The 19,539-nt window shown below is 65.9% G+C and carries 21 protein-coding genes and 1 tRNA gene; 14 read left to right on the plus strand and 8 right to left on the minus strand.

The window, feature by feature from the left end; all coding sequences use genetic code 11:
• Positions 1 to 121: 121 nt before the first annotated feature.
• The 6 genes from ACNQPB_RS14915 to ACNQPB_RS14940 all read left to right on the plus strand — a co-directional run bounded on the left by ACNQPB_RS14915 (position 122) and on the right by ACNQPB_RS14940 (position 5,396).
• Positions 122 to 958, plus strand: a complete 837-nt coding sequence (locus ACNQPB_RS14915; protein WP_498752967.1) for a phage holin family protein — start codon at positions 122 to 124, stop codon at positions 956 to 958.
• 43 nt (positions 959 to 1,001) lie between these two features.
• A complete protein-coding gene (locus tag ACNQPB_RS14920; protein ID WP_498752969.1) occupies positions 1,002 to 1,637 on the plus strand; it encodes a CDP-alcohol phosphatidyltransferase family protein in 636 nt (211 codons plus the stop codon).
• Positions 1,637 to 2,542 carry a DMT family transporter gene (locus ACNQPB_RS14925; protein WP_498752971.1) on the plus strand — a complete coding sequence of 302 codons (906 nt, stop codon included), beginning with the start codon at positions 1,637 to 1,639 and terminating at the stop codon, positions 2,540 to 2,542. The genes ACNQPB_RS14920 and ACNQPB_RS14925 overlap by 1 nt, the downstream gene beginning before the upstream one ends.
• Before the next feature lie 107 nt (positions 2,543 to 2,649).
• Positions 2,650 to 3,846, plus strand: coding sequence for a glycosyltransferase (locus ACNQPB_RS14930; RefSeq protein ID WP_498752973.1), 1,197 nt, complete (start codon positions 2,650 to 2,652; stop codon positions 3,844 to 3,846).
• 92 nt (positions 3,847 to 3,938) lie between these two features.
• Positions 3,939 to 4,012 (plus strand) — tRNA-Ile (locus ACNQPB_RS14935).
• A gap of 190 nt (positions 4,013 to 4,202) precedes the next feature.
• Positions 4,203 to 5,396 carry an acyl-CoA dehydrogenase family protein gene (locus ACNQPB_RS14940; RefSeq protein ID WP_498752975.1) on the plus strand — a complete coding sequence of 398 codons (1,194 nt, stop codon included), beginning with the start codon at positions 4,203 to 4,205 and terminating at the stop codon, positions 5,394 to 5,396.
• Between the two features lie 5 nt (positions 5,397 to 5,401).
• Here the strand turns inward: ACNQPB_RS14940 and ACNQPB_RS14945 are convergent, their stop codons facing one another.
• Positions 5,402 to 5,914 carry a M23 family metallopeptidase gene (locus ACNQPB_RS14945; RefSeq protein ID WP_498752977.1) on the minus strand — a complete coding sequence of 171 codons (513 nt, stop codon included), beginning with the start codon at positions 5,912 to 5,914 and terminating at the stop codon, positions 5,402 to 5,404.
• Between the two features lie 412 nt (positions 5,915 to 6,326).
• Between ACNQPB_RS14945 and rpsB the strand changes: the two genes are divergently transcribed.
• The 6 genes from rpsB to ACNQPB_RS14975 all read left to right on the plus strand — a co-directional run bounded on the left by rpsB (position 6,327) and on the right by ACNQPB_RS14975 (position 11,221).
• On the plus strand, positions 6,327 to 7,160 hold the full coding sequence (gene rpsB, locus ACNQPB_RS14950; RefSeq protein WP_115788023.1) for a 30S ribosomal protein S2: 834 nt from the start codon (positions 6,327 to 6,329) through the stop codon (positions 7,158 to 7,160).
• Positions 7,161 to 7,280: 120 nt separating this feature from the next.
• Complete coding sequence (gene tsf / locus ACNQPB_RS14955; RefSeq protein WP_498752979.1) at positions 7,281 to 8,117, plus strand: translation elongation factor Ts; 837 nt, start codon at positions 7,281 to 7,283, stop codon at positions 8,115 to 8,117.
• Positions 8,118 to 8,259: 142 nt separating this feature from the next.
• Positions 8,260 to 8,997, plus strand: coding sequence for a UMP kinase (pyrH, locus tag ACNQPB_RS14960; RefSeq protein WP_498752981.1), 738 nt, complete (start codon positions 8,260 to 8,262; stop codon positions 8,995 to 8,997).
• Between the two features lie 135 nt (positions 8,998 to 9,132).
• Positions 9,133 to 9,690 carry a ribosome recycling factor gene (frr, locus tag ACNQPB_RS14965; RefSeq protein WP_498752983.1) on the plus strand — a complete coding sequence of 186 codons (558 nt, stop codon included), beginning with the start codon at positions 9,133 to 9,135 and terminating at the stop codon, positions 9,688 to 9,690.
• Positions 9,690 to 10,616: a phosphatidate cytidylyltransferase gene (locus ACNQPB_RS14970; RefSeq protein ID WP_498752985.1), complete on the plus strand. Its 927-nt coding sequence runs from the start codon at positions 9,690 to 9,692 to the stop codon at positions 10,614 to 10,616. Before frr ends, ACNQPB_RS14970 begins: the two co-directional genes overlap by 1 nt.
• A gap of 26 nt (positions 10,617 to 10,642) precedes the next feature.
• Positions 10,643 to 11,221, plus strand: coding sequence for a DivIVA domain-containing protein (locus tag ACNQPB_RS14975; protein ID WP_498753090.1), 579 nt, complete (start codon positions 10,643 to 10,645; stop codon positions 11,219 to 11,221).
• Between the two features lie 26 nt (positions 11,222 to 11,247).
• Here ACNQPB_RS14975 and ACNQPB_RS14980 read toward each other — a convergent pair whose 3' ends face one another.
• The 5 genes from ACNQPB_RS14980 to ACNQPB_RS15000 are packed head-to-tail and all read right to left on the minus strand — an operon-like array spanning position 11,248 to position 15,786.
• Complete coding sequence (locus ACNQPB_RS14980) at positions 11,248 to 11,961, minus strand: hypothetical protein (RefSeq protein ID WP_498752987.1); 714 nt, start codon at positions 11,959 to 11,961, stop codon at positions 11,248 to 11,250.
• 54 nt (positions 11,962 to 12,015) lie between these two features.
• On the minus strand, positions 12,016 to 13,479 hold the full coding sequence (locus ACNQPB_RS14985; RefSeq protein WP_498752989.1) for a sodium/solute symporter: 1,464 nt from the start codon (positions 13,477 to 13,479) through the stop codon (positions 12,016 to 12,018).
• A complete protein-coding gene (locus tag ACNQPB_RS14990; RefSeq protein WP_498752991.1) occupies positions 13,476 to 13,868 on the minus strand; it encodes a hypothetical protein in 393 nt (130 codons plus the stop codon). The genes ACNQPB_RS14985 and ACNQPB_RS14990 overlap by 4 nt, the downstream gene beginning before the upstream one ends.
• Positions 13,865 to 14,584: a LytR/AlgR family response regulator transcription factor gene (locus tag ACNQPB_RS14995; protein ID WP_498752993.1), complete on the minus strand. Its 720-nt coding sequence runs from the start codon at positions 14,582 to 14,584 to the stop codon at positions 13,865 to 13,867. Before ACNQPB_RS14995 ends, ACNQPB_RS14990 begins: the two co-directional genes overlap by 4 nt.
• A gap of 35 nt (positions 14,585 to 14,619) precedes the next feature.
• Positions 14,620 to 15,786 carry a sensor histidine kinase gene (locus ACNQPB_RS15000; protein WP_498752994.1) on the minus strand — a complete coding sequence of 389 codons (1,167 nt, stop codon included), beginning with the start codon at positions 15,784 to 15,786 and terminating at the stop codon, positions 14,620 to 14,622.
• A 196-nt stretch (positions 15,787 to 15,982) separates the two neighbouring features.
• Between ACNQPB_RS15000 and ACNQPB_RS15005 the strand changes: the two genes are divergently transcribed.
• Both ACNQPB_RS15005 and ACNQPB_RS15010 read left to right on the plus strand, forming a co-directional pair.
• Positions 15,983 to 16,363, plus strand: a complete 381-nt coding sequence (locus ACNQPB_RS15005) for a DUF485 domain-containing protein (RefSeq protein WP_498752996.1) — start codon at positions 15,983 to 15,985, stop codon at positions 16,361 to 16,363.
• A gap of 5 nt (positions 16,364 to 16,368) precedes the next feature.
• Entirely contained in the window at positions 16,369 to 17,988 is a 1,620-nt protein-coding gene (locus tag ACNQPB_RS15010) for a monocarboxylic acid transporter (protein ID WP_498753092.1), read from the plus strand.
• 84 nt (positions 17,989 to 18,072) lie between these two features.
• On the opposite strand, the gene ACNQPB_RS15015 is transcribed toward ACNQPB_RS15010, so the two are convergent.
• Both ACNQPB_RS15015 and ACNQPB_RS15020 read right to left on the minus strand, forming a co-directional pair.
• The gene (locus ACNQPB_RS15015; RefSeq protein ID WP_498752997.1) at positions 18,073 to 18,852 is read right to left on the minus strand and encodes a hypothetical protein; all 780 of its coding nucleotides are present in this window, start codon (positions 18,850 to 18,852) and stop codon (positions 18,073 to 18,075) included.
• A gap of 130 nt (positions 18,853 to 18,982) precedes the next feature.
• Entirely contained in the window at positions 18,983 to 19,450 is a 468-nt protein-coding gene (locus ACNQPB_RS15020) for an Lrp/AsnC family transcriptional regulator (protein ID WP_498752999.1), read from the minus strand.
• Positions 19,451 to 19,539 lie beyond the last annotated feature (89 nt).

The raw sequence follows: 19,539 nt of genomic DNA on the forward strand, positions 1-19,539 counted from the left end.
CGGGAACGGACCGGAAAACCGGGGGAAGCCTGAATGGTAGTTTTGTGGGCAGGTGTCGGAGTATCGGATTCCGGTTTGGCGCCGGAGACGGATACGTAGAGAGCGTTAAGGCGGGGAACTGATGAGCGGACGTCACAGGGGCAAGCCCGGGATGGGCCCGGGAATTGGAGCACTGCCGAGGACCCTTAAGCTCGCCGGGCGGCTCGTGCCCAGGCAGCTCAACGACGAAATCCAGCTCGCGAAGCTTGAACTGAAGGCCAAGGGCGCCAATCTCGGCGTGGCGGGTGCCTCCGCAGGCGTAGCCCTCGTGTTTCTGTTCCTCCTGGTCATTGCCCTTGTGGTTGCCGCAATCCTCGGGCTCGCGACCGTCATGCCGGGGTGGCTCGCCGCCCTCGTCGTCTCCGCGGCGTTCCTGCTGATCATCCTGATCGGGGGCCTCGTGGCTTTCGCGGGATTCAAGAAGGCACAGCCACTGTTCCCGGCCGAAACCATCCGCGGGCTCAAGCACGATCTTGGTGTGCTCAAGGAAGGCACGGACTTCGACGCGAGCATCCTGGACCCCGAGTCGGAGGCCTACAAAGCCGCCAAAGCCGCCAAGGACGAGGCTGCCCGGAAGGCCAAGGAAGAAGCCGCGGCCAAGGAAGAGGCCCGCCACCGGGACGAACCTCCCGCACCGGGCAAGGACGAACTGCTGCGCCGCCTGCAACAGCGCCGCGAACACCTGGCCGGTGTCCGCGACCAGCTCGGTTCCGAACTGGACTTCAAGACCCAGGGCAAGTTCTTCAAGGACCTCGCCCAGGAGAAGATCGACGACGGCAGGAAACTCGCCGGGGACCTCGGCAACCGGCTCCCGGAAGGCCTGCCGGGGCGCGTCGCGGGGCGCTGGAAGGAAATCCTGGCCTTCGTCGCCTCCGCAGCGGTGTTCGCGGTAGGCATGAGGAAACTCTTCAGGAAGTAAGCAAAAGCACCAACATGCCAGGCAACAGAATTCAAGGGGACAGATGAAGTTCATCGGCGCCGGTGCCCGCCCGGGCCAGCCGCAGATCGATCACGATCTGGTCTTCACCGTTCCCAACTTCCTGACCGTGCTCCGCTTCATGGGCGTTCCGGTGTTCGTCTGGCTTGTCCTCGGTGCCCGGGAATACGGCTTCGCGGTGCTGGTGCTGGCCATCATGGGCAGTACCGACTGGATCGACGGCTATGTCGCGCGGCGCTTCAACCAGACCTCCCGCCTCGGCCGCGTCCTCGACCCTGCCGCTGACCGCCTGGCCCTTATCGCCGTCGCCGTCACCTTGGTGATCGCCGGCGTCGTCCAGTGGTGGTACCTCGCGGCGTTGGTGGTCCCGGACGCAATCCTCGGCTCGGTCTCCCTGTTCTACTTCCGTAGCCACCCGGATCTCCCGGTGAGCCGGATCGGCAAGATCCGCACGGCATTCCTGCTGCTGGGCACACCGTTGCTGCTGTTGTCCAAGCTGTCCTTCCCGCTCTCCGGCGCCAGCTTCGCGCTGGCGTGGACCTGCCTGGGCCTGGGCCTGGCAGGCCACTGGATCGCGGCGTGGAACTACTTCTGGGCGATCCGCCGCAAGGGCCGGGAACTGCGGGAGCAGGACTCCAAGAACGACGGCGGTCACAGCTGATGGTCTGGTTGGCGGTTCTCCTCGCCGTAGTCAGTGCGTTCTGCATGGCCTTCGGGGCGCAGCGCCAGGGCAGTGCCGTCAAGGCAGACACCGGCGGACTCGCGTTGAGTTCCAACGGTTTCCTGCGTTTGCTGCGCAACCCGCGCTGGGTCTTTGGATTCCTCCTGCTGTGCGCCGGTATGGCATTCAATGCGATTGCACTGGTGACGGCACCTTTGACGGTAGTCCAGCCGATCGGCGCGATCGCGCTGGTGATCACCACTGTGGTCAATGCCAAGGACCAGGGGCTGAGCATCAACCGTGCCACAGTGGTGGCCATCACCGCCTGCGTGACCGGTTCCGCGCTCTTTGTACTCCTCGCGGTGTTTGTCACCCAGGAAAACCATCACGTCAGCGGCGAAGACGAGCTGACCATCGTGCTGCTGCTGGCGCTGGCGGTGGCCCTGTTCGGTACCCTGGCCGTGGTGTTCAAGCACCGGATGAGCGCCTTCGTCCACATCCTGGGCGCGGGGGTGCTGTTCGGCTTCGTGGCGGTCCTGACCCGGATCATCGGCAAGCATTTGGTGGACCCCAACGGCATGTTCCTGTTGAACGTCTCCCCGTACTCGGTGGTCGCGATCGCCGCAGCGGGCGGCCTTGGCTCCTGGTTTGTCCAGAGCGCATACTCCAGTGGCCCGCCGGACCTCGTCATTGCCGGACTGACCGTCATCGACCCGATCGTGGGGATCGCGATCGGGATCACGATTCTTGGTGAGCTTCGTCCCGATGTCCACGCCGTGATGGCAATCGCCATGGCTGCGGCTGCTCTCCTTGCTATCGTGGGGGTTATTGCCCTGAGCCGGCACCATCCGGAAGTCACCAAGCGGAAACGGGACGCCAAGGCGGCCTCCGCACGGAAAGCCTAGGGCAAGCTTCGCGATTGCTCCGCCACATGCCGGCGGGCAGGAGCCGAAGGCACCGCGAGGCACAGCTTCCCGTGGTGTTCACACCGTGACAAACAGGAGTTCTCCACGTGACCATTCCCGGCACCACCAAACCCCTCACCATCCTGATTGCGGCCGACACCTACCCGCCGCACGTCAACGGTGCAGCACAGTTCGGGTACCGGCTCGCGAAAGGCATGACCGCGCGGGGCCACAACGTCCACGTCCTGGCCTGCCGCCAGGACAAGGGAAAGAGCTTCACGGAATTCCGCAACGAAGCAACGGTGCACCGGCTCCGTTCCCACGGAGTCTGGACGCACGAGTACTTCCGGATCTGCTTCCCGTGGGAGATCAAGAAGGAAATCAGCCTGCTGTTCGACAAGGTGCAGCCGGACGTGGTGCACATCCAGAGCCACTACATGATCGGCGAACACGTCCTGTACGAGGCCGTGAAGCGCGGCGTCCGCATCGTGGCCACCAACCACTTCATGCCGGAGAACCTGAACCCCTTCCTGCCGTTCCCGCAGTGGTTCAAGAACATCATCGGCCGCATCTCGTGGAAGGACATGGGCAAGGTCATGGGCCAGGCCGACGTCGTCACCACGCCCACCCCGCTGGCCGCGAAGGCGATGCACCAGCACGCCTTCCTGCACAAGGTGCTGCCGCTGTCCAACGGCATCGACTCGGCCGCTTACGAGCTCAAGCCGGGCGAGGTCATTGAGCCGCGTAAACACCCCACTGTGCTGTTTGCCGGCCGCCTCGCCGAGGAAAAACACGTGGACGTGCTGATCGACGCCGTCGCCAAGACCCCGGCTGAGCTCAATGTGCACCTGGAGATCGTCGGCGGGGGAGAGGTGCGCCCTGCCCTCGAAGCCCGGGTGGCCCGCCTCGGCCTGCAGGACCGGGTGAAGTTCCTGGGCATGGCCAGCGACGAGGATTTGCGCAAGGCTTACATCCAGGCCGACATCTTCTGCATGCCCGGCACGGCCGAGCTGCAGTCGCTCGTCACCCTCGAGGCGATGTCCGCGTCCACCCCGGTGCTGCTTGCCAACGCGATGGCCCTGCCGCATTTGGTCCGCGACGGCGAAAACGGCTACCTTTTCACCCCCGGCGACAGCAGCGAACTGGCGTCCCGCATCGCCGAGCTGATACGCCTGCCCAAGGACGAACTTCTCGCGATGGGCAAGGCCAGCCGCGAAATGGTGGAGCCGCACAGCATCCAAGGCACCCTGCAGACCTTCGAGGACCTCTACCGCGGAGCGTCCTACGAGGACAAGGCACTCTGACTCCTGGCAACGGGCACGGCAGCTTTCTACTAGTATTGCTGGAGTGCTTTCGGCCGGAGGGCTGCTGATACCAGCGGGATTCGGGCCGTCACGGGGCTATAGCTCAGCTGGTTAGAGCGCGGGACTCATAATCCTAAGGTCCTCGGTTCAAGTCCGAGTAGCCCTACAAAAGGTAACCCCCGGAAATCCAAACGGATTCCGGGGGTTCTTTGTCTTAAGGGCCCGCGAACCGCCGCCCCGCCATTGATGAAGCCCGCATGATGCGATATGTTACTCATCAGTAACTTACCCTCAAGTAGCACTTCGCTGTCCCACGGCACCGTGCCAACTTGCGCCGCACCAATGGAGGAGCCTGCATGTCCACGACCGCTGCCATCGATCCGGAAAACCTTCCCTACGCCGACGGCGACTTCTACGGCTTCGAGCAGTTGCTCACCGACAAGGAGCGCGACCGCCTCGCCGAGATCCGGGGGTTCCTGGCCCGCGAAGTCAAGCCGATCGCCGTCGACTGCTGGAACCGCGGCGAGTTCCCGATGGAGCTGATCCCCAAGCTGGCCGAGATCGACTTGGTCAGTCCGGTGCGCCGGCAGGGCTACTCGAACCTTTTCGCCGGGCTGGTGCACGCCGAAGTCACCCGCGCGGACACCTCCATCGCCACGTTCATGGGAGTCCATGACGGCCTGTTCACCGGCTCGATCGAAGCGCTGGCCTCGCAGGAGCAGCAGGACGCCTGGCTGCCGGACATCTACTCCATGAAGAAGATCGGCGCCTTCGGGCTGACCGAACCGCTGGGCGGCTCCGACGTGGCCGGCGGCACCCGCACCACCGCGCGGCGCGACGGCGACAACTGGATCCTCAACGGCGCCAAGCGCTGGATCGGCAATGCCACCTTCTCCGACTGGGTGGTCATCTACGCCCGCGATGTTGCCGACAACCAGGTGAAGGCGTTCCTGGTGGACACCTCCCTCCCGGGCTACTCGGCCAGCAAGATCGAAAACAAGATCTCCCTGCGCACGGTCCAGAACGCCGACATCGTCCTCGAGAATGTGGTGGTGCCGGACTTCTTCAAGCTCGCCAACGGCAACAGCTTCCGTGACACCAACAAGGTCCTCAAGGTCACCCGCCTTGCCGTTGCGTGGCAGGCCGTGGGCCAGCAGCTGGCGGCCTTCGATGTCGCCCGCCGCTACGCCGTCGAACGGATCCAGTTCGGCCGCCCCCTCGCCTCCTTCCAGCTGGTCCAGCAGCAGCTGGTGCAGATCCTTGGCAACGCCGTCAGCTCCATGGGAATGATGGTGCGCCTGGCCCAGCTCGAAGACGCCGGCGTCTCCAAGGACGAACAGTCGGCCCTAGCGAAGGCCTTCACCACGGACCGCATGCGCGAAAGCGTGGCCCTGGGCCGGAGCATCCTGGGCGGCAACGGGATCGTCACCGACTATGAAATGGCCAAGATCTTCGCCGACGCCGAGGCCATCTACTCCTACGAAGGCACCTACGAGATCAACACCCTCGTCACGGGACGCGCCATCACGGGTATCTCCGCGATCGTCTAGGGCGTTCATTCAAGCGGCAGCAGGACCGATGGCCGCAGATCCATGACGAAGGCCAGGGGGTCGACGTACTCCTCGCCGCGCCGCACGCCCCAGTGCACGCACGGCAGCTGCCCGCAGTGGCCGGGCTCGAGAACACCGATCTCCTGGCCTTTCCTTACCTGCTCGCCCTGATGGAGGTGGCTGCGCACCGGCTCGAAGCTGCTGCGCAGTCCGCCTCCGTGGTCGATCGTGATCACCGGACGGTCCACCACCACACCCACGAAGGCCACCACTCCGTCGGCAGGCGAGGTGACGGGCACTCCGTCGGCCGCTGCCTGCAGGTCCACGCCGCGGTGCCCGCTCAGCCACGGTTCCGGCGGCGGATCAAAAGGCCGGACGACGGCAGGTTTGGGGGCGAGCGGCCAGCTCCAGGATGGGCCGGTGGCAGTTTTCGGAGCTTGCGCCGCGGGGGCGGCTCCGGCCGGTCCGGCGAAGGCAACAACGAGCAGCAGGGTGGTCAGGAACGGGCCGGATTTCATGCAATCCAGCCTCCGTTTCCGGGCACTTCCCGGAAAGCCCTGCACGCCGCTATGTGGAAAACCGGGACGCGCTTCCGGCGCTGCCTCGGCGCACCGGGCACCGCACCCGCTGTAGTACACTTGGGAGTGCAGTTTGCCGTGCCCTCAAGCTGTTCCGGAAGCGTGGCTCATTCAGCCGCGCGGGGGCCTCAAATTGACTACGCGTATCCAGCCCTCCACATCAAGATCCCTCGTGGATCCATGCTGCGGAGGATTGTGCCTCTTGCGGTCCGGTCTTCGATGACCGGATGAGGGGTGCAAGGGATACCAGGAGATGGACCCGTCCGGGTCCGCTAACAACCGTCAACTATTGGCAGGGTAAGAGCAGCCCGCGAGGCTCTCTCATGAATGACCTGCCGGAAGGAGCGTCGGCATGCCCGTCGTAACCATGCGCCAGCTGCTTGACAGCGGCGTCCACTTTGGACACCAGACCCGTCGTTGGAACCCGAAGATGAAGCGCTTCATCTTCACTGAGCGCAACGGCATCTACATCATCGACCTGCAGCAGTCGCTGTCCTACATCGACCGCGCCTTCGAGTTCGTCAAGGCCACCGTTGCCCACGGCGGCACCGTGCTCTTCGTCGGCACCAAGAAGCAGGCCCAGGAAGCAATCGCCGAGCAGGCCACCCGCGTCGGCCAGCCCTACGTCAACCAGCGTTGGCTGGGCGGTATGCTCACCAACTTCTCCACGGTTGCCAAGCGTATCCAGCGCATGAAGGAACTCGAAGAGATCAACTTCGAGGACGTCGCCGGCTCCGGTTACACCAAGAAGGAGCTCCTGCTCCTCCGTCGTGAACTGACCAAGCTCGAGGCCAACCTCGGCGGTATCCGCAACCTGACCAAGGCTCCCTCGGTCCTTTGGGTTGTCGACACCAAGAAGGAACACCTCGCGGTTGACGAAGCCAAGAAGCTGAACATCCCGGTTGTTGCCATCCTGGACACCAACTGCGACCCGGACGAAGTCGACTTCCCGATCCCGGGCAACGACGACGCCATCCGCTCCGTGAACCTGCTGACCCGCGTTGTTGCCGACGCTGTGGCAGAAGGCCTCATCGCCCGCAACCAGCGTGCAACCGGTGCTGCCGAAGCCCCGGAAGAGCCGCTGGCCGAGTGGGAGCGCGAGCTCCTCGAAGGCAGCAAGGCTGAAGCTGCGGCTGCCGAAGAGGCACCGGCTGCTGACGCTGCTGCAGGCGAAGAAGCCAAGTAAATCCGGACTTTCCCGCGGCCCCGACGGACCGCGGGAGCTACTGACAGGATGGCGGCCCGCCAGGCGGGCAGCCGTCCTGTCAGTCCGTAAACACATAAATTTCTAGACAGAGGGGTTCACATGGCGAACTACACTGCTGCAGACATCAAGGCCCTGCGCGAGCGCACCGGCGCCGGCATGATGGATGTCAAGAAGGCTCTTGACGAAGCCAACGGCGACGCCGAGAAGGCCATTGAAATCATCCGCATCAAGGGCCTCAAGGGCGCTACCAAGCGTGAAGGCCGCGCCACCGCCGAAGGCCTGGTTGCTGCCAAGGTCACCGGCAACGTCGGCGTGATGGTCGAAGTCAACTGCGAGACCGACTTCGTTGCCAAGGCTGACAAGTTCATCCAGCTGGCCGACAAGGTCCTGGCCGTGGCCGTCGAATCCGGCGCAGCCGACCTCGAGACCCTCCTGGCAGTCGACGTCTACGGCAAGCCGCTGTCCGAGGTCGTCATCGAAGAGGGCGCCGTTCTCGGCGAGAAGGTTGCGGTCCGCCGCATCGCCCGCATCGAAGGCGCCACGGTTGACGCTTACCTGCACAAGACCTCCAAGGACCTCCCGGCCCAGGTCGGCGTGCTGTTCGCTGTTGACGGTGAAGGCGAAGCCGCTTCCACCGCCGCCCACGACGTCGCCGTCCACGTTGCCGCCATGGCTCCGAACTACCTCAGCCGCGAAGATGTCCCGGCCGAGCTGGTCGAGTCCGAGCGCCGCATCGCCGAAGAGACCGCCAAGGCCGAAGGCAAGCCCGAGGCTGCCCTGCCGAAGATCGTGGAAGGCCGCGTGACGGGCTTCTACAAGGGTGAAGTCCTCCTGGACCAGGCATTTGCCAAGGATTCCAAGAAGACCGTTGCCCAGGTCCTCGAAGAGGCCGGCGTCAAGGCAACCGCCGTCGCACGTTTCCGCGTCGGCAACTAGTCGCACGCAGCAAAGGGGTGGTCACTTCGGTGGCCGCCCCTTTTGCATGCGGCCGCGCACCCGCCGCATGCCCTGCCGGGCGGCTTTCTGCCCCGGCACCCAGCAAGATAATCTAGCCAGAGTCCACCAACGGGAAGGCATCATGGAATCCGAGAACACAGCAATCCAGCCCGAAAAGACCAAGCGCCGCGTGCTCCTGAAGCTTTCCGGTGAAGTCTTCGGCGGCGGCAAGCTCGGTGTGGACCCGGAAACCGTCCGCGCTGTCGCCAAGCAGATCGCTGCGGCCGTCTCCCAGGTGGAAGTCGCCATCGTCGTCGGCGGCGGAAACTTCTTCCGCGGCGCCGAGCTCTCCCAGAGCGGCATGGACCGCTCCCGTGCCGACTACATGGGCATGCTCGGAACAGTCATGAACTGCCTGGCGCTGCAGGACTTCCTGGAACAGGCCGGCGTCGAGACCCGCGTCCAGAGCGCCATCACCATGGGCCAGGTGGCCGAGGCCTACATTCCGCGCCGCGCCATCCGCCACATGGAAAAGGGCCGCGTAGTGATCTTCGGTGCTGGTGCCGGCCTGCCGTACTTCTCCACCGACACCGTCGCTGCCCAGCGTGCCCTCGAGGTCCACGCCGACGTCGTGCTGATGGCCAAGAGCGGCGTTGACGGCGTCTACACCGCCGACCCCAAGAAGGATCCTTCCGCCGAAAAGCTGGAGACCCTCAGCTACGACGACGCCCTGCGCCGCGACATCCGTGTCATGGACCAGACCGCCATGACCATGTGCAAGGACAACCTGCTGTCCATGGTGGTCTTCGGCATGGAAGGCGAAGGCAACGTCACGCGCGCCATCCTGGGCGAGAAGCTCGGAACGCTCGTCACTCCCTAGCAGCGGCTAGGATACATCTAGGACCCTCCGCCGCTCGCGGCGGACTTTACTGTGCACTTGTCCTTTACCGGGCACTGCCCTTCATTGGGCGCTGCCCCCGGTAAAACGGGACGCGACTATAACTGAGGAGAAACCGTGATCGAAGAAACCTTGCTCGAAGCCGGCGAGAAGATGGACAAGGCGGTCGAGGTAGCCAAGGAGGACTTCGCGTCGATCCGTACCGGTCGCGCCAACCCGGGCCTCTACAGCAAGGTGATCGTGGAATACTACGGCACGCCGACGCCGCTGCAGCAGCTGGCCTCCTTCGCCGTGCCGGATGCCCGCACCATCCTGATCACCCCTTATGACAAGACCGCCCTGCGCGACATCGAGCGGGCCCTCAGCGACTCCGAGGTGGGCGCCAACCCGTCCAACGACGGCAACGTGATCCGCGTGGTCATCCCCGAGCTGACCCAGGAACGCCGCAAGGAATATGTCAAGATCGTCAAGGGCAAGGGTGAGGACGCAAAGGTCTCCATCCGCAGCATCCGCCGCAAGGCCAAGGACTCCCTGGACAAGCTCGTCAAGGACGGCGAAGCCGGCGAGGACGAGGGCGCCCGTGGCGAGAAGGAACTCGACGCCATCACCAAGGCACACGTTGAGAGCATCGATGAGCTGCTCAAGCGCAAGGAAGCCGAGCTCCTCGAGGTCTGATGAGCCAGGCTGAGCCAGCGCCCGCGCATGGGGTGCCCGCCCGCACCAGGCGGAAGAGCGGCAACCCGACGCCGAAGGCAGGCCGGAACCTTCCGGCGGCCATCGGCGTCGGGCTTTTCCTGCTGGTGGTGGTCCTGGGCGGGCTCCTTTTCCTGCCGCTCGGCTTCGTCCTTGTTACGACGGCGTTCGCGGTGCTGGGCGTCTGGGAGATCTTCCGGGCGCTGGACGCCAACGGCGGGACCCGGCTGCCCGTCATCCCCGTGCTGACCGGCACGGTCGCCATGCCGCTGGCCGCCTATTTCGGCGGCCTGGAAAGCCTGCTGTTCGCCTTCCTGCTCAGCTCCGGAGCCGTGCTGCTGTGGCGTTCCCTCGAGAGCGCCGCCGGGGCCCCCCGCAGCATTTTCGCCGGCGTGTTCACCCTTGCCTGGGTACCTTTCCTGATCAGCTTCGCGGTGCTGCCGCTGCATGCCACCGGAGGAGCAACGACGGCGGGACCCTGGCCCGGCGGCCACATCCCGTCCGGCGCGTGGCAGATCGCCGTCATGCTGCTGTTGGTGGTCTCCAACGACACTTTCGGGTACCTGGTGGGCGCCCTGTTCGGCAAGCACCCGATGGCACCGAAGATCAGTCCGAAGAAGAGCTGGGAGGGCTTCGCCGGATCCGTGGCAGGGGCCATGCTGATCGGTGTGCTGGCCAGCATCTTCCTCCTGGGCCGTCCCTGGTGGGTGGGCGTGGTGCTCGCCGTCGGGATGGTCGCTGCCGCCACCGCCGGGGACCTGGCCGAGTCGATGGTCAAACGGGAACTCGGCGTCAAGGACATGAGCAGCATCCTGCCGGGGCACGGTGGCGTGATGGACCGCTTGGATTCGATCGTTTTCGCCGCCCCTGTGGCATTCATTCTTTTCGCGCTGCTGAGCGGCGCCTGACAACAATCCGGAGGGACAACGTGGCAATGGATGTTCGTCGGCAGATCCCCGCAGCGTTTGAGCGCGTGGAACGCAACAGGTACGGCTACAACGCCAAGCAGGTGGACCAGTTCTTCCAGCGGGCGCGTGTCTCTTTCGAAAACCCTGCGGAAGCCGAGGTGAAGACCGGCAGCAAGGACGTGCGCACCGTGTCCTTCGACCCCGTGAAGGGCGGTTACGATGCCGCAGTGGTGGATGCCGCCCTGGATCGCCTCGAGGACGCCTTTGCCCGGCGCGAACGCGACGAACTCATCGAGGCCGAAGGCGAGGACGCCTGGCTGCGCCAGATCGGCAGGCTTTCGGGCGTGCTGCGGGCCCGCCTGCACCGTCCGGCCGGCCAGCGTTTCCGCCGGCCGGAGAAGAACCGCGTCCGCAGCTACGACGTCGCTGATGTCGACGCTTTGTGCGATCAGCTGATCGGCTACTTGGAGCAGGACCAGCCGCTGAGCGTGGACAATGTCCGCCGCGCCGCCTTTGGTGCGGCCAAGGGGCCGGAAGGCTACGAGGAAGCACAAGTGGATGCCTTCCTGGACCGCGTCGTCGAACTGATGGCCGCAATCGACTGAAGCGGGGCCGTCCATGAAGGGCGATCCTAGTACTGCGCCTGCTCTCCTGGCGGAGTCGGGGAAACCGGCGTGAAGCTTTGCCAGGCCGCCGTGTACCTGCGGTAACTCCGCCTCAGGGAGCCCGCGAGGAAGGCGAGGCCGCACACGGCCGCGAGCGGTATGGCTATTCCGAGGGCAATACCCGGCAGGACAAGCAAGGTGCCTGACAACAACGCGATCAGGGCCGCGTTCACCGCGATGATGAAAGTCATGCTGCTCCCGGCCACGTGGCCACCCGTGCTCCGGGTTCCGAGGAAGTAATAGGTCTTCCGCGAACCGGGCTGGTCGTCATGGCTGGCGGCCATGAGATACCGGGCGAGGCCGGGATCCAACTCGACGTACGCGGCCCGGAGCCGGTTCATCGCGATCACGTACATCAGGTCCTCCATGCTCACGTACATCACGCGGACCTGGGTGAGCAAGCCAATCCCGAGGTCGAGGAAGAGCACGATGATCCCGAACAACACGAAGGTTTCGGAGAACTTCGTCGCCTGGCCAACGAGGGCCGCACTGAGCAAGCTTGCCGACGTGAAGGTGAGGAACATGCTGATCCGGGTCAGGACCTCGCCCTGCGTGGTGCTGCGGGACGCAAGGAGGCTCCAGTGCTCGGTGGCGAGAAGCTGGGCCCGCACCGCGGCCGGGGCGGCCTGCGCCGGAAGGTCCGGACCACCGTCGGGAAGTGTGTCGTCCATGCCGGACATGCGGCTATTGTCCACCTTCCGGCGGCCCTGTGCGACACCCCGGGCGCGATACTTTCAGCGCCCGTCGGCCAGAGGCCGTTCGGGCACGTGCAGCCGGGTCATCACCTTCGTCACTGTTGCTGGAATGCGCTGTTTGGTGCCCAGCGAAACCAGCACCATCACGGTGAATGCGGCGGGAACTGTCCAGGCGGCCGGCTGCGCCAGCCAGGCTGGAGCGGAGGCCCCGCCGAGCAATGTGCCCGCCACCATTGCGCCCCCGCAGAGCACGGCACCCGTCAGCATCCCGGCGATCGCCCCGGCGTCACACAGCCCGCGCCACCAGATGCCCAGCAGCAGCACCGGGCAGATGGTGGATGCAGTGAACGCGAACACCAGCCCCACACTTCCGGCCAGGCCCAGTGAGTCCGTCGCCAGGGCGAAGACCAAGGGGACGACGGCGGCCAGCAGCGCCGCGATCCGGAAGCCCCTGACGCTGCCGCCCAGCAGGTCCTGGCTGATGACCCCGGCCAGCGAAACCATCAGCCCCGAGGTGGTGGAGAGGAACGCCGCGAAGGCGCCCGCCACCACCAGCGCCGAGAGGGCGTCCCCGGCCGGCCCACCCACCAGTTCGCCCGGCAGCAGCAACACGAGGGCATCGGAGCGCCCGTTCCGCGCCAGCCCGGGTGCGTACATCCGCCCCAGCAGTCCTGCGGCGGTGGGGAACAGGTAGAAGACGGACAGCAACCCCAGCACAATCAGGGTGGTCCGGCGCGCCGAGCGGCCGTCCGGGTTCGTGTAGAAGCGCACCAGCACGTGCGGCAGCCCGAGGGTGCCGAAGAGCAGGGCGAGCAGCAGGGATATCGTCTGGTACGGTCCGGCGGCGGGCAGGCCCGTGGGATTGACGGCCTCGGGGGTCGGCACGGCCGGGCCGCCGCTTTGGTGCAGCAGCACGAAGACCACCGGAACCGCGAGGGCGGTGAGCTTGAGCCAGTACTGGAACGCCTGGACGAAGGTGATGGAACGCATGCCGCCGGCGGCCACACTCAGGTACACCACCAGGACCACCGCCAGCGCACCCACCCAGGACGGCAGCCCGGTGCTGATCCGGATGGTCAGGCCGGCACCGTGCAGCTGCGGCACGATGTACAGCCAGCCGACGGCGACCACCACCAGGCTGGTCACCCGCCGCACCGGCCTGGATTCCAGCCGGGCTTCGGTGAAGTCCGGGATCGTGTAGGCCCCGGAGCGGCGCAGGGGTGCGGCGACGAACAGCAGCAGCATCAGGTAGCCTGCCGTGTAGCCCACCGGGAACCACAAGGCGTCCGTTCCCGAGAGCAGGATCAGCCCGGCGACGCCGAGGAAGCTCGCCGCGGACAGGTACTCGCCGCCGATCGCCGAGGCGTTCCACCATGGCGGGACTGTCCGGGAGGCGACGTAGAAATCGCCGGTGGTACGCGAGATCCGCAGGCCGTAGAAGCCGATCACCGCCGTCGCGAGCACCACTACCAGAAACGCGGCCATGCCGACCGGAGGATTCACCGATCGTCCACCAGTTCGCGGTAGCGGGCCTCGTTCCGGGCCGCGGAGCGGTTGTAGAGCCAGGCGGCCACGCCGATCACCGGATACAAGCCCGCCCCCAGCAGCAACCAGTTCAGGGGAATGCCCAGGAGGCGCAGGACGGCCAGGTCCGGAACCAATGCCACCATCAGCCCGCAGGCGGCAAGCACCAGCAGGAAGCCGGCAGCCGTCACGATTGCCAGGCGCAGCTGGGAGCGGATCAGCGAACGGACGTACAGGCGTCCGACGTCGGAATCCACGGCGGGGTCCCGGTTCAGGATCGCCCTGCCCGCGGCCCCTTCCCGGCCGGCCATCAGGCCGGCAGGACGCCGTCCCGCCGACTGCGGTGCTGTCACCCTGACCCTGGTCATCCTTGTGGCCGTATCCGGGTGGTTCCGAGCTTGTCCCGCACGGATGGCAGGTGCCTGCGGCTGATCGGCAGTTCGGCCCGCGCCACCGTCACGGAGGGGTGGGCGGCCCCGAGTTTCAGGTGCTCCACGTGGTTGAGGGAAATCAGGTACGAGCGGTGGATCCGGATGAATCCGGAGTCGGCCCACTGCTGTTCGAGGTCGCCCAGCGGGACCCGGATCAGGTAGCTGGCCTCCGCGGTGTGCAGGCGGGCGTAGTCGCCCTGGGCCTGGACGTACCTGACATCGTCGCGGCGGATCATCCTCGTGGTGCCGCCCTGGTCCACGGTGATCATCTCCGGGGCAGGGCTGCCGTCCCTGATGAGTTCGCTGACCCGGCCCAGGGAGCGGGCGAGCCTTTCCGCGCGCACCGGTTTGAGCAGGTAGTCGACGGCGGCCAGTTCGAACGCCTCCAGCGCGCAGTCTTCGTCCGCGGTGACGAAGACGACGGCGGGCGGAGCATGGCTGCGGGAAATGGCCCTTGCGATGTCCAAACCGGAAACGGCCGGCATATGGATGTCCAGGAAGGCAACGTCGACGGACTCATTCTCGAGCACGCGCAGGGCTTCCGAACCGGACGACGCACGGTGGATGGTGCCCACACGCTCATCCCGGCCCAACAGGAAGGCGAGTTCTTCGACGGCAGGCAGCTCGTCGTCGGCGACGAGGACGTTGATCATGACAGCAGCTTAACCTCGGCTCCCAGACATCGTGCTCAGGCATCGTGCCTGGGCTGCGACTTGGGCACCCGGAGGGTGATCAGGGTGCCTTCGCCGGGCGCGGTCTCGATGACCAGCCCGTAGTCGTCCCCATACACCTGGCGCAGCCGGGCGTCCACGTTGCGCAAACCGACATGCTCGCCGTCGGCATGGCCGGCCAGCACGGAACGGAGGTGCTCCGGATCCATCCCCACGCCGTCGTCCTCCACCGTCACTTCGGCGTCCGCGCCCGAATCGTAGGCACGGATGGTGATATGCCCCGGCCCCTCCTTGGCCTCGAGGCCGTGCCGCACCGCGTTCTCCACCAGCGGCTGCAGGCTCAGGAAGGGAATCACGGTGCTCAGGACCTCCGGGGCGATCTGCAGGCTGACCTGCACGCGCTCGCCGAAGCGGGCCCGTTCGAGGAGCAGGTAGCGGTCGATGCTGCGCAGCTCCTCGGCCAGGGTAGTGAAGTCCCCGTGCCGCCGGAAGGAGTAGCGCGTGAAATCGGCGAACTCGACCACCAGTTCGCGCGCCCTGGCGGGATCCGTGTTGATGAACGAGGCGATGGCGTTGAGCGAGTTGTAGATGAAATGCGGGCTGATCTGTGCCCGCAGTGCCCGGACCTCGGCCTCCATCAGGAGCATGCGCGAGGCGTCCAGCTCGGCCAGTTCCACTTGGGCGGCGACCCAGCCGGCAAGCTCCCCGGCGGCCCGGACCAGCCCTGCGCCGGCGTGCGGCGCGAAGGCAGCGACGCAGCCGGCCACCCGGTTGTCCGCCCGGATCGGCGCGATGACGGCCTTCAGCGACGGCGACGCCGCCAGCAGGGCGGTGCGCCCGTCGGCGAGCACCGGGGCCGCCAGCGACATCAACTGCGGCTTCAGCTCTTCTGCGATCCCGTCCCAGGCCAGCACTGTGTCCAGGTCCGTGATGGCGAGGGCGTCGCAGCCCAGCAGCAGGCGCAGCTGTTTGCTGGCCTTGGCCGCCCCCGACGGCTGCAGGCCTGTGCGCAGGTGGGCACCGGCGCGGGACGCCGCGTGCAGGGTCTTGTAGGTGGCCCGCTCGGCGTCCGTGCCGAGCTCCCGGAAGGAACGGATCACCATCAGGCCGACGCCGACGGCGGCCGCCACCGCAAGGACGATGACGGCGATCGCCGCGGCGGTCATGAGCGGGGAATCGGGCATGGAGCAAGAGTAGCGAACCACCCGGGAGGGGTTCCCTGTGACTGCTGCAGTTGCCGTTCACCGCAGCGACGGGCCCGCTGGGCGACGGCGGAGCGGGTATGTCTGGAAGCCCGGGCGGTCTCCGTTGAATAGTGATTCCAATCACACGGCATCCGAGGGTGGGGGCCGCTGTGGACACTTCAACCAGGAGGAAACCATGGGTAATGAGGCCCATCCGGCGGACACAACGCAGTCCGTGGATTTCCAGCATGTGCAGCAAACAGAACAATTCCGCGAACTGCGCAGGCGGCACCGCAGTTTCGTCTTCCCGATGGCCGTGGCCTTCCTGCTGTGGTACTTCGGCTATGTCCTGCTGGCCGACTACGCCGTGGGATTCATGTCCATCAAACTGTGGGGCAACATCAACGTGGGCCTCGTGCTCGGGTTGCTCCAATTCGTCACCACCTTCGGCATCACGGCCTGGTACGTGAGCTACTCGAACCGCAAACTGGACCCCATTGCCGCGGAAATCCGCGGCGAAATCGAAGGGCACGGGTTCGACACGCGGGGCACAACTGCGAAGGGGGCGCAGCGGTGAGCGGCATGGCCGCGGGCAGCGTCCCGGCGGTGAATGTCGGCGCGCTCAAGGACACGACCCTCCTGAACATGGGCATCTTCGCCCTGTTCGTCCTGGTCACCATCGTGATCGTGTTCCGCGCCAGCCGGAACAACAAGACGGCGGCGGACTACTACGCGGCCGGCCGCTCCTTCACCGGCTCGCAGAATGGCACGGCGATCGCCGGCGACTACCTCTCTGCGGCGTCGTTCCTTGGCATCACCGGCGCCATCGCGATCAACGGCTACGACGGCTTCCTGTACTCCATTGGCTTCCTGGTGGCCTGGCTGGTGGCCCTCCTCCTGGTGGCCGAATTGCTGCGCAACACCGGCAAGTTCACCATGGCCGACGTGCTCTCCTTCCGTCTGCGGCAGCGCCCGGTCCGGATCGCCGCGGCCCTGTCCACCCTGGCCGTCTGCTTCTTCTACCTGCTCGCCCAGATGGCTGGCGCCGGCAGCCTGATCTCCCTGCTGCTGGGCATCAGCGACTGGGGCGGACAGGCGTTGGTGATTGTCGTCGTCGGCGCCTTGATGATCATGTACGTGCTGATTGGCGGCATGAAGGGCACCACCTGGGTGCAGATCATCAAAGCCGTGCTGCTGATCTGCGGTGCGGCGGTCATGACCCTCTGGGTGCTGTCCATTTACGGCTTCAACCTGTCCAACCTGCTGGGCTCGGCCGCCGACGCCGCGAAGAACCCGAACGTCCTGAACCCCGGCCTGCAGTACGGCAAGAGCGAAACCAGCAAACTGGACTTCATGTCCCTTGGCCTGGCCTTGGTCCTCGGCACCGCAGCGCTGCCGCACGTGCTGATGCGCTTCTACACCGTGCCCACGGCCAAGGAAGCCCGCAAGTCCGTGGTCTGGTCCATCTGGCTGATCGGCCTGTTCTACCTGTTCACCCTGGTGCTGGGTTACGGCGCCGCTGCCCTGGTCGGAGCCGACACCATCAAGGCGGCACCCGGCGGCGTCAACTCGGCCGCACCATTGCTGGCCTTCCACCTTGGCGGGCCGCTGCTGCTGGGCTTCATTTCCGCCGTCGCCTTCGCCACGATCCTGGCCGTGGTGGCCGGGCTGACAATCACGGCGGCGGCCTCGTTCGCCCACGACATCTACGCGAACGTCATCGCCAAGGGCAAGGCCGACGCCGGCACCGAGGTCAAGGTGGCGCGGCGCACCGTGGTGGTCATCGGCATCCTGGCCATCCTGGGCGGCATCTTCGCCAACGGGCAAAATGTCGCTTTCCTCGTGGCGCTCGCCTTCGCGGTGGCAGCCTCGGCCAACCTCCCCACGATCGTCTACTCCCTGTTCTGGCGGAAGTTCACCACCCAGGGCGCGGTCTGGAGCATGTACGGCGGCCTCGCCTCCGCCATCATCCTGATCGCCCTCTCGCCGGTGGTCTCCGGGGCCAAGACCTCCATGATCCAGGGCGTGAACTTCGCTGTCTTCCCGCTGAGCAACCCGGGAATCGTGTCCATCCCGCTCGCCTTCATCCTTGGCTGGCTGGGCACCGTGCTCGACAAGCGCCGCGAGGACCCGGCCAAGCAGGCGGAGATGGAAGTCCGTTCCCTCACCGGAGTTGGTGCCGAGAAGGCCGTGGACCACTAGCGTCCCGGCACCTCCCGGAACACCGAAGCCCTCCCGCAGTCCGCTGCGGGAGGGCTTTGCCGTATTAGTTCCCGGTTTCCGCACCTAGTTCCGGGGTTTGATCCGGATGGTGTCCATCTTCCCGTCTTTGCCTACGAATCCGTACGTGAGTTCGATCGTCCGGCCGTTGCAGTCAAGGGTGCCGGAAATCTCGGTGCGGTTGACGCCGTTCTTGGACTCCGCGTTGATGGAGTTGTAATTGGCCTTGCAGGAATCGCTGAGGTCCAGCCCGTTGATGCCTTGGGTGAAGCTGTCCTTGGACAGGTTTTCCTTCAGGGAATCGGTCAGGAAGCGGTCGTAGGCCTCCTCGTTACTGCCCTTGAGCAGCAGATTGGTGAATTCCTCGGCCTGTGCCCTGACCTTGCCGGTGGCGTTGCCCACCAGGTTGACCAGCAGCACGACGCCGACCACCGCCAGGACCACGACGGCACCGACCACGCTGAGCACGATCCACAGGGTCTTGCGGCTCTTAGGGGCGGGCGCGGGAGGCTGGCCGAACGGCTGCCCGTACTGGCCGCCGTCGTACGGTGGCTGCGCGTACGGCGGCTGGCCGTACTGCGCCTGGCCGTATGGGGGCTGTGCTCCGTATTGCGGCTGGCCGGACTGCGGGGGCGTCCCATACTGGGGCGCGCCCGGTGTCCCGTACTGCGGTGCCCCGTGCTGCGGTTCCCCGTACTGCGGTGCCCCGTATGGGGCACCGGGAACCGGTGGTACCTGCCCCTCTTGTGCGGCGTGCGGGGCCATCTGCGACGGCGGGGGAACGGGCCGGGGGGTCCAGTCGGGCTTTTGGGAATCCTGGTTGTCGGGATCCGGGGGAGTGCTCACGATGGTTCGCCTTTCCGGCCGCCTGCGCCGCCAATGCCTCGGAATCAATCCGGGAACCGCGGGCCGGCCCCAAGACGTCCGTTTTGAATCAAATCGCATGTTCCGGCGGCGGGGCAAGTACAGGGTCCGGTCAGCCGGCGCTTTTCTTCAGCAAGGGCTGCATCCGGTAGGGGATCATCTCCTGCATCGCCAGGGCGGTGTCCGTCCGCTCCACTCCATCGCAGCCCAGGATCTTGCCGTTGATGCGGAAGAGGTCCTCGGCGTCGAGGGCCACCACCCGCAGGAGCAGGTCCGCGGAACCGGTCAAGCCGTAGCCCTCGAGGATCTCCGGGATCCCGGCCAGGTCCGCGGCCAGCTGCCCTAGTTTCTGCTGCTGCACGTGCACGGAAATGAAGGCCAGCAGAGGGTAGCCCAGGGCTGCCGGGTTGATCCGCCGTTCAAAGGACAGGAAGGCGTGCTTCTTTTCGAGTTGGGCCATCCGTGCCTGGACCGTGTTCCTGGACAGGCCGAGCTTTTGCGCCAGGGCCACCACGGTGCCCCGTGGATCCTTTGCCATGGCCGAAAGCAGGCGGGTGTCCGTGCCATCCAAAGCTTGCATAGTGCGCAACATTAGCACGGTGACCAGCCCGGCGGCAGGGCATAATGCTCAGAATCTGTGCTGGTGGTTGTACCCAATGAGCATTGTGA

The sequence above is a fragment of the Curtobacterium sp. LFS079 genome, from assembly GCF_047977865.1.
Lineage (GTDB): Bacteria > Actinomycetota > Actinomycetes > Actinomycetales > Micrococcaceae > Arthrobacter.

Bases quoted from the DNA above. Each gene is read 5' to 3' on its own strand.
- ACNQPB_RS14945 (WP_498752977.1), bottom strand. From the start codon at position 5,914: ATGAAATCCGGCCCGTTCCTGACCACCCTGCTGCTCGTTGTTGCCTTC.
- tsf (WP_498752979.1), top strand. From the start codon at position 7,281: ATGGCGAACTACACTGCTGCAGACATCAAGGCCCTGCGCGAGCGCACC.
- ACNQPB_RS14995 (WP_498752993.1), bottom strand. From the start codon at position 14,584: ATGATCAACGTCCTCGTCGCCGACGACGAGCTGCCTGCCGTCGAAGAA.
- ACNQPB_RS14975 (WP_498753090.1), top strand. From the start codon at position 10,643: ATGGATGTTCGTCGGCAGATCCCCGCAGCGTTTGAGCGCGTGGAACGC.
- ACNQPB_RS15000 (WP_498752994.1), bottom strand. From the start codon at position 15,786: ATGCCCGATTCCCCGCTCATGACCGCCGCGGCGATCGCCGTCATCGTC.
- rpsB (WP_115788023.1), top strand. From the start codon at position 6,327: ATGCCCGTCGTAACCATGCGCCAGCTGCTTGACAGCGGCGTCCACTTT.
- ACNQPB_RS14990 (WP_498752991.1), bottom strand. From the start codon at position 13,868: ATGACCAGGGTCAGGGTGACAGCACCGCAGTCGGCGGGACGGCGTCCT.
- ACNQPB_RS15020 (WP_498752999.1), bottom strand. From the start codon at position 19,450: ATGCAAGCTTTGGATGGCACGGACACCCGCCTGCTTTCGGCCATGGCA.
- ACNQPB_RS14920 (WP_498752969.1), top strand. From the start codon at position 1,002: ATGAAGTTCATCGGCGCCGGTGCCCGCCCGGGCCAGCCGCAGATCGAT.
- ACNQPB_RS14970 (WP_498752985.1), top strand. From the start codon at position 9,690: ATGAGCCAGGCTGAGCCAGCGCCCGCGCATGGGGTGCCCGCCCGCACC.
- pyrH (WP_498752981.1), top strand. From the start codon at position 8,260: ATGGAATCCGAGAACACAGCAATCCAGCCCGAAAAGACCAAGCGCCGC.
- ACNQPB_RS14980 (WP_498752987.1), bottom strand. From the start codon at position 11,961: ATGTCCGGCATGGACGACACACTTCCCGACGGTGGTCCGGACCTTCCG.
- ACNQPB_RS14940 (WP_498752975.1), top strand. From the start codon at position 4,203: ATGTCCACGACCGCTGCCATCGATCCGGAAAACCTTCCCTACGCCGAC.
- ACNQPB_RS14925 (WP_498752971.1), top strand. From the start codon at position 1,637: ATGGTCTGGTTGGCGGTTCTCCTCGCCGTAGTCAGTGCGTTCTGCATG.
- ACNQPB_RS14915 (WP_498752967.1), top strand. From the start codon at position 122: ATGAGCGGACGTCACAGGGGCAAGCCCGGGATGGGCCCGGGAATTGGA.
- ACNQPB_RS15005 (WP_498752996.1), top strand. From the start codon at position 15,983: ATGGGTAATGAGGCCCATCCGGCGGACACAACGCAGTCCGTGGATTTC.
- ACNQPB_RS15010 (WP_498753092.1), top strand. From the start codon at position 16,369: ATGGCCGCGGGCAGCGTCCCGGCGGTGAATGTCGGCGCGCTCAAGGAC.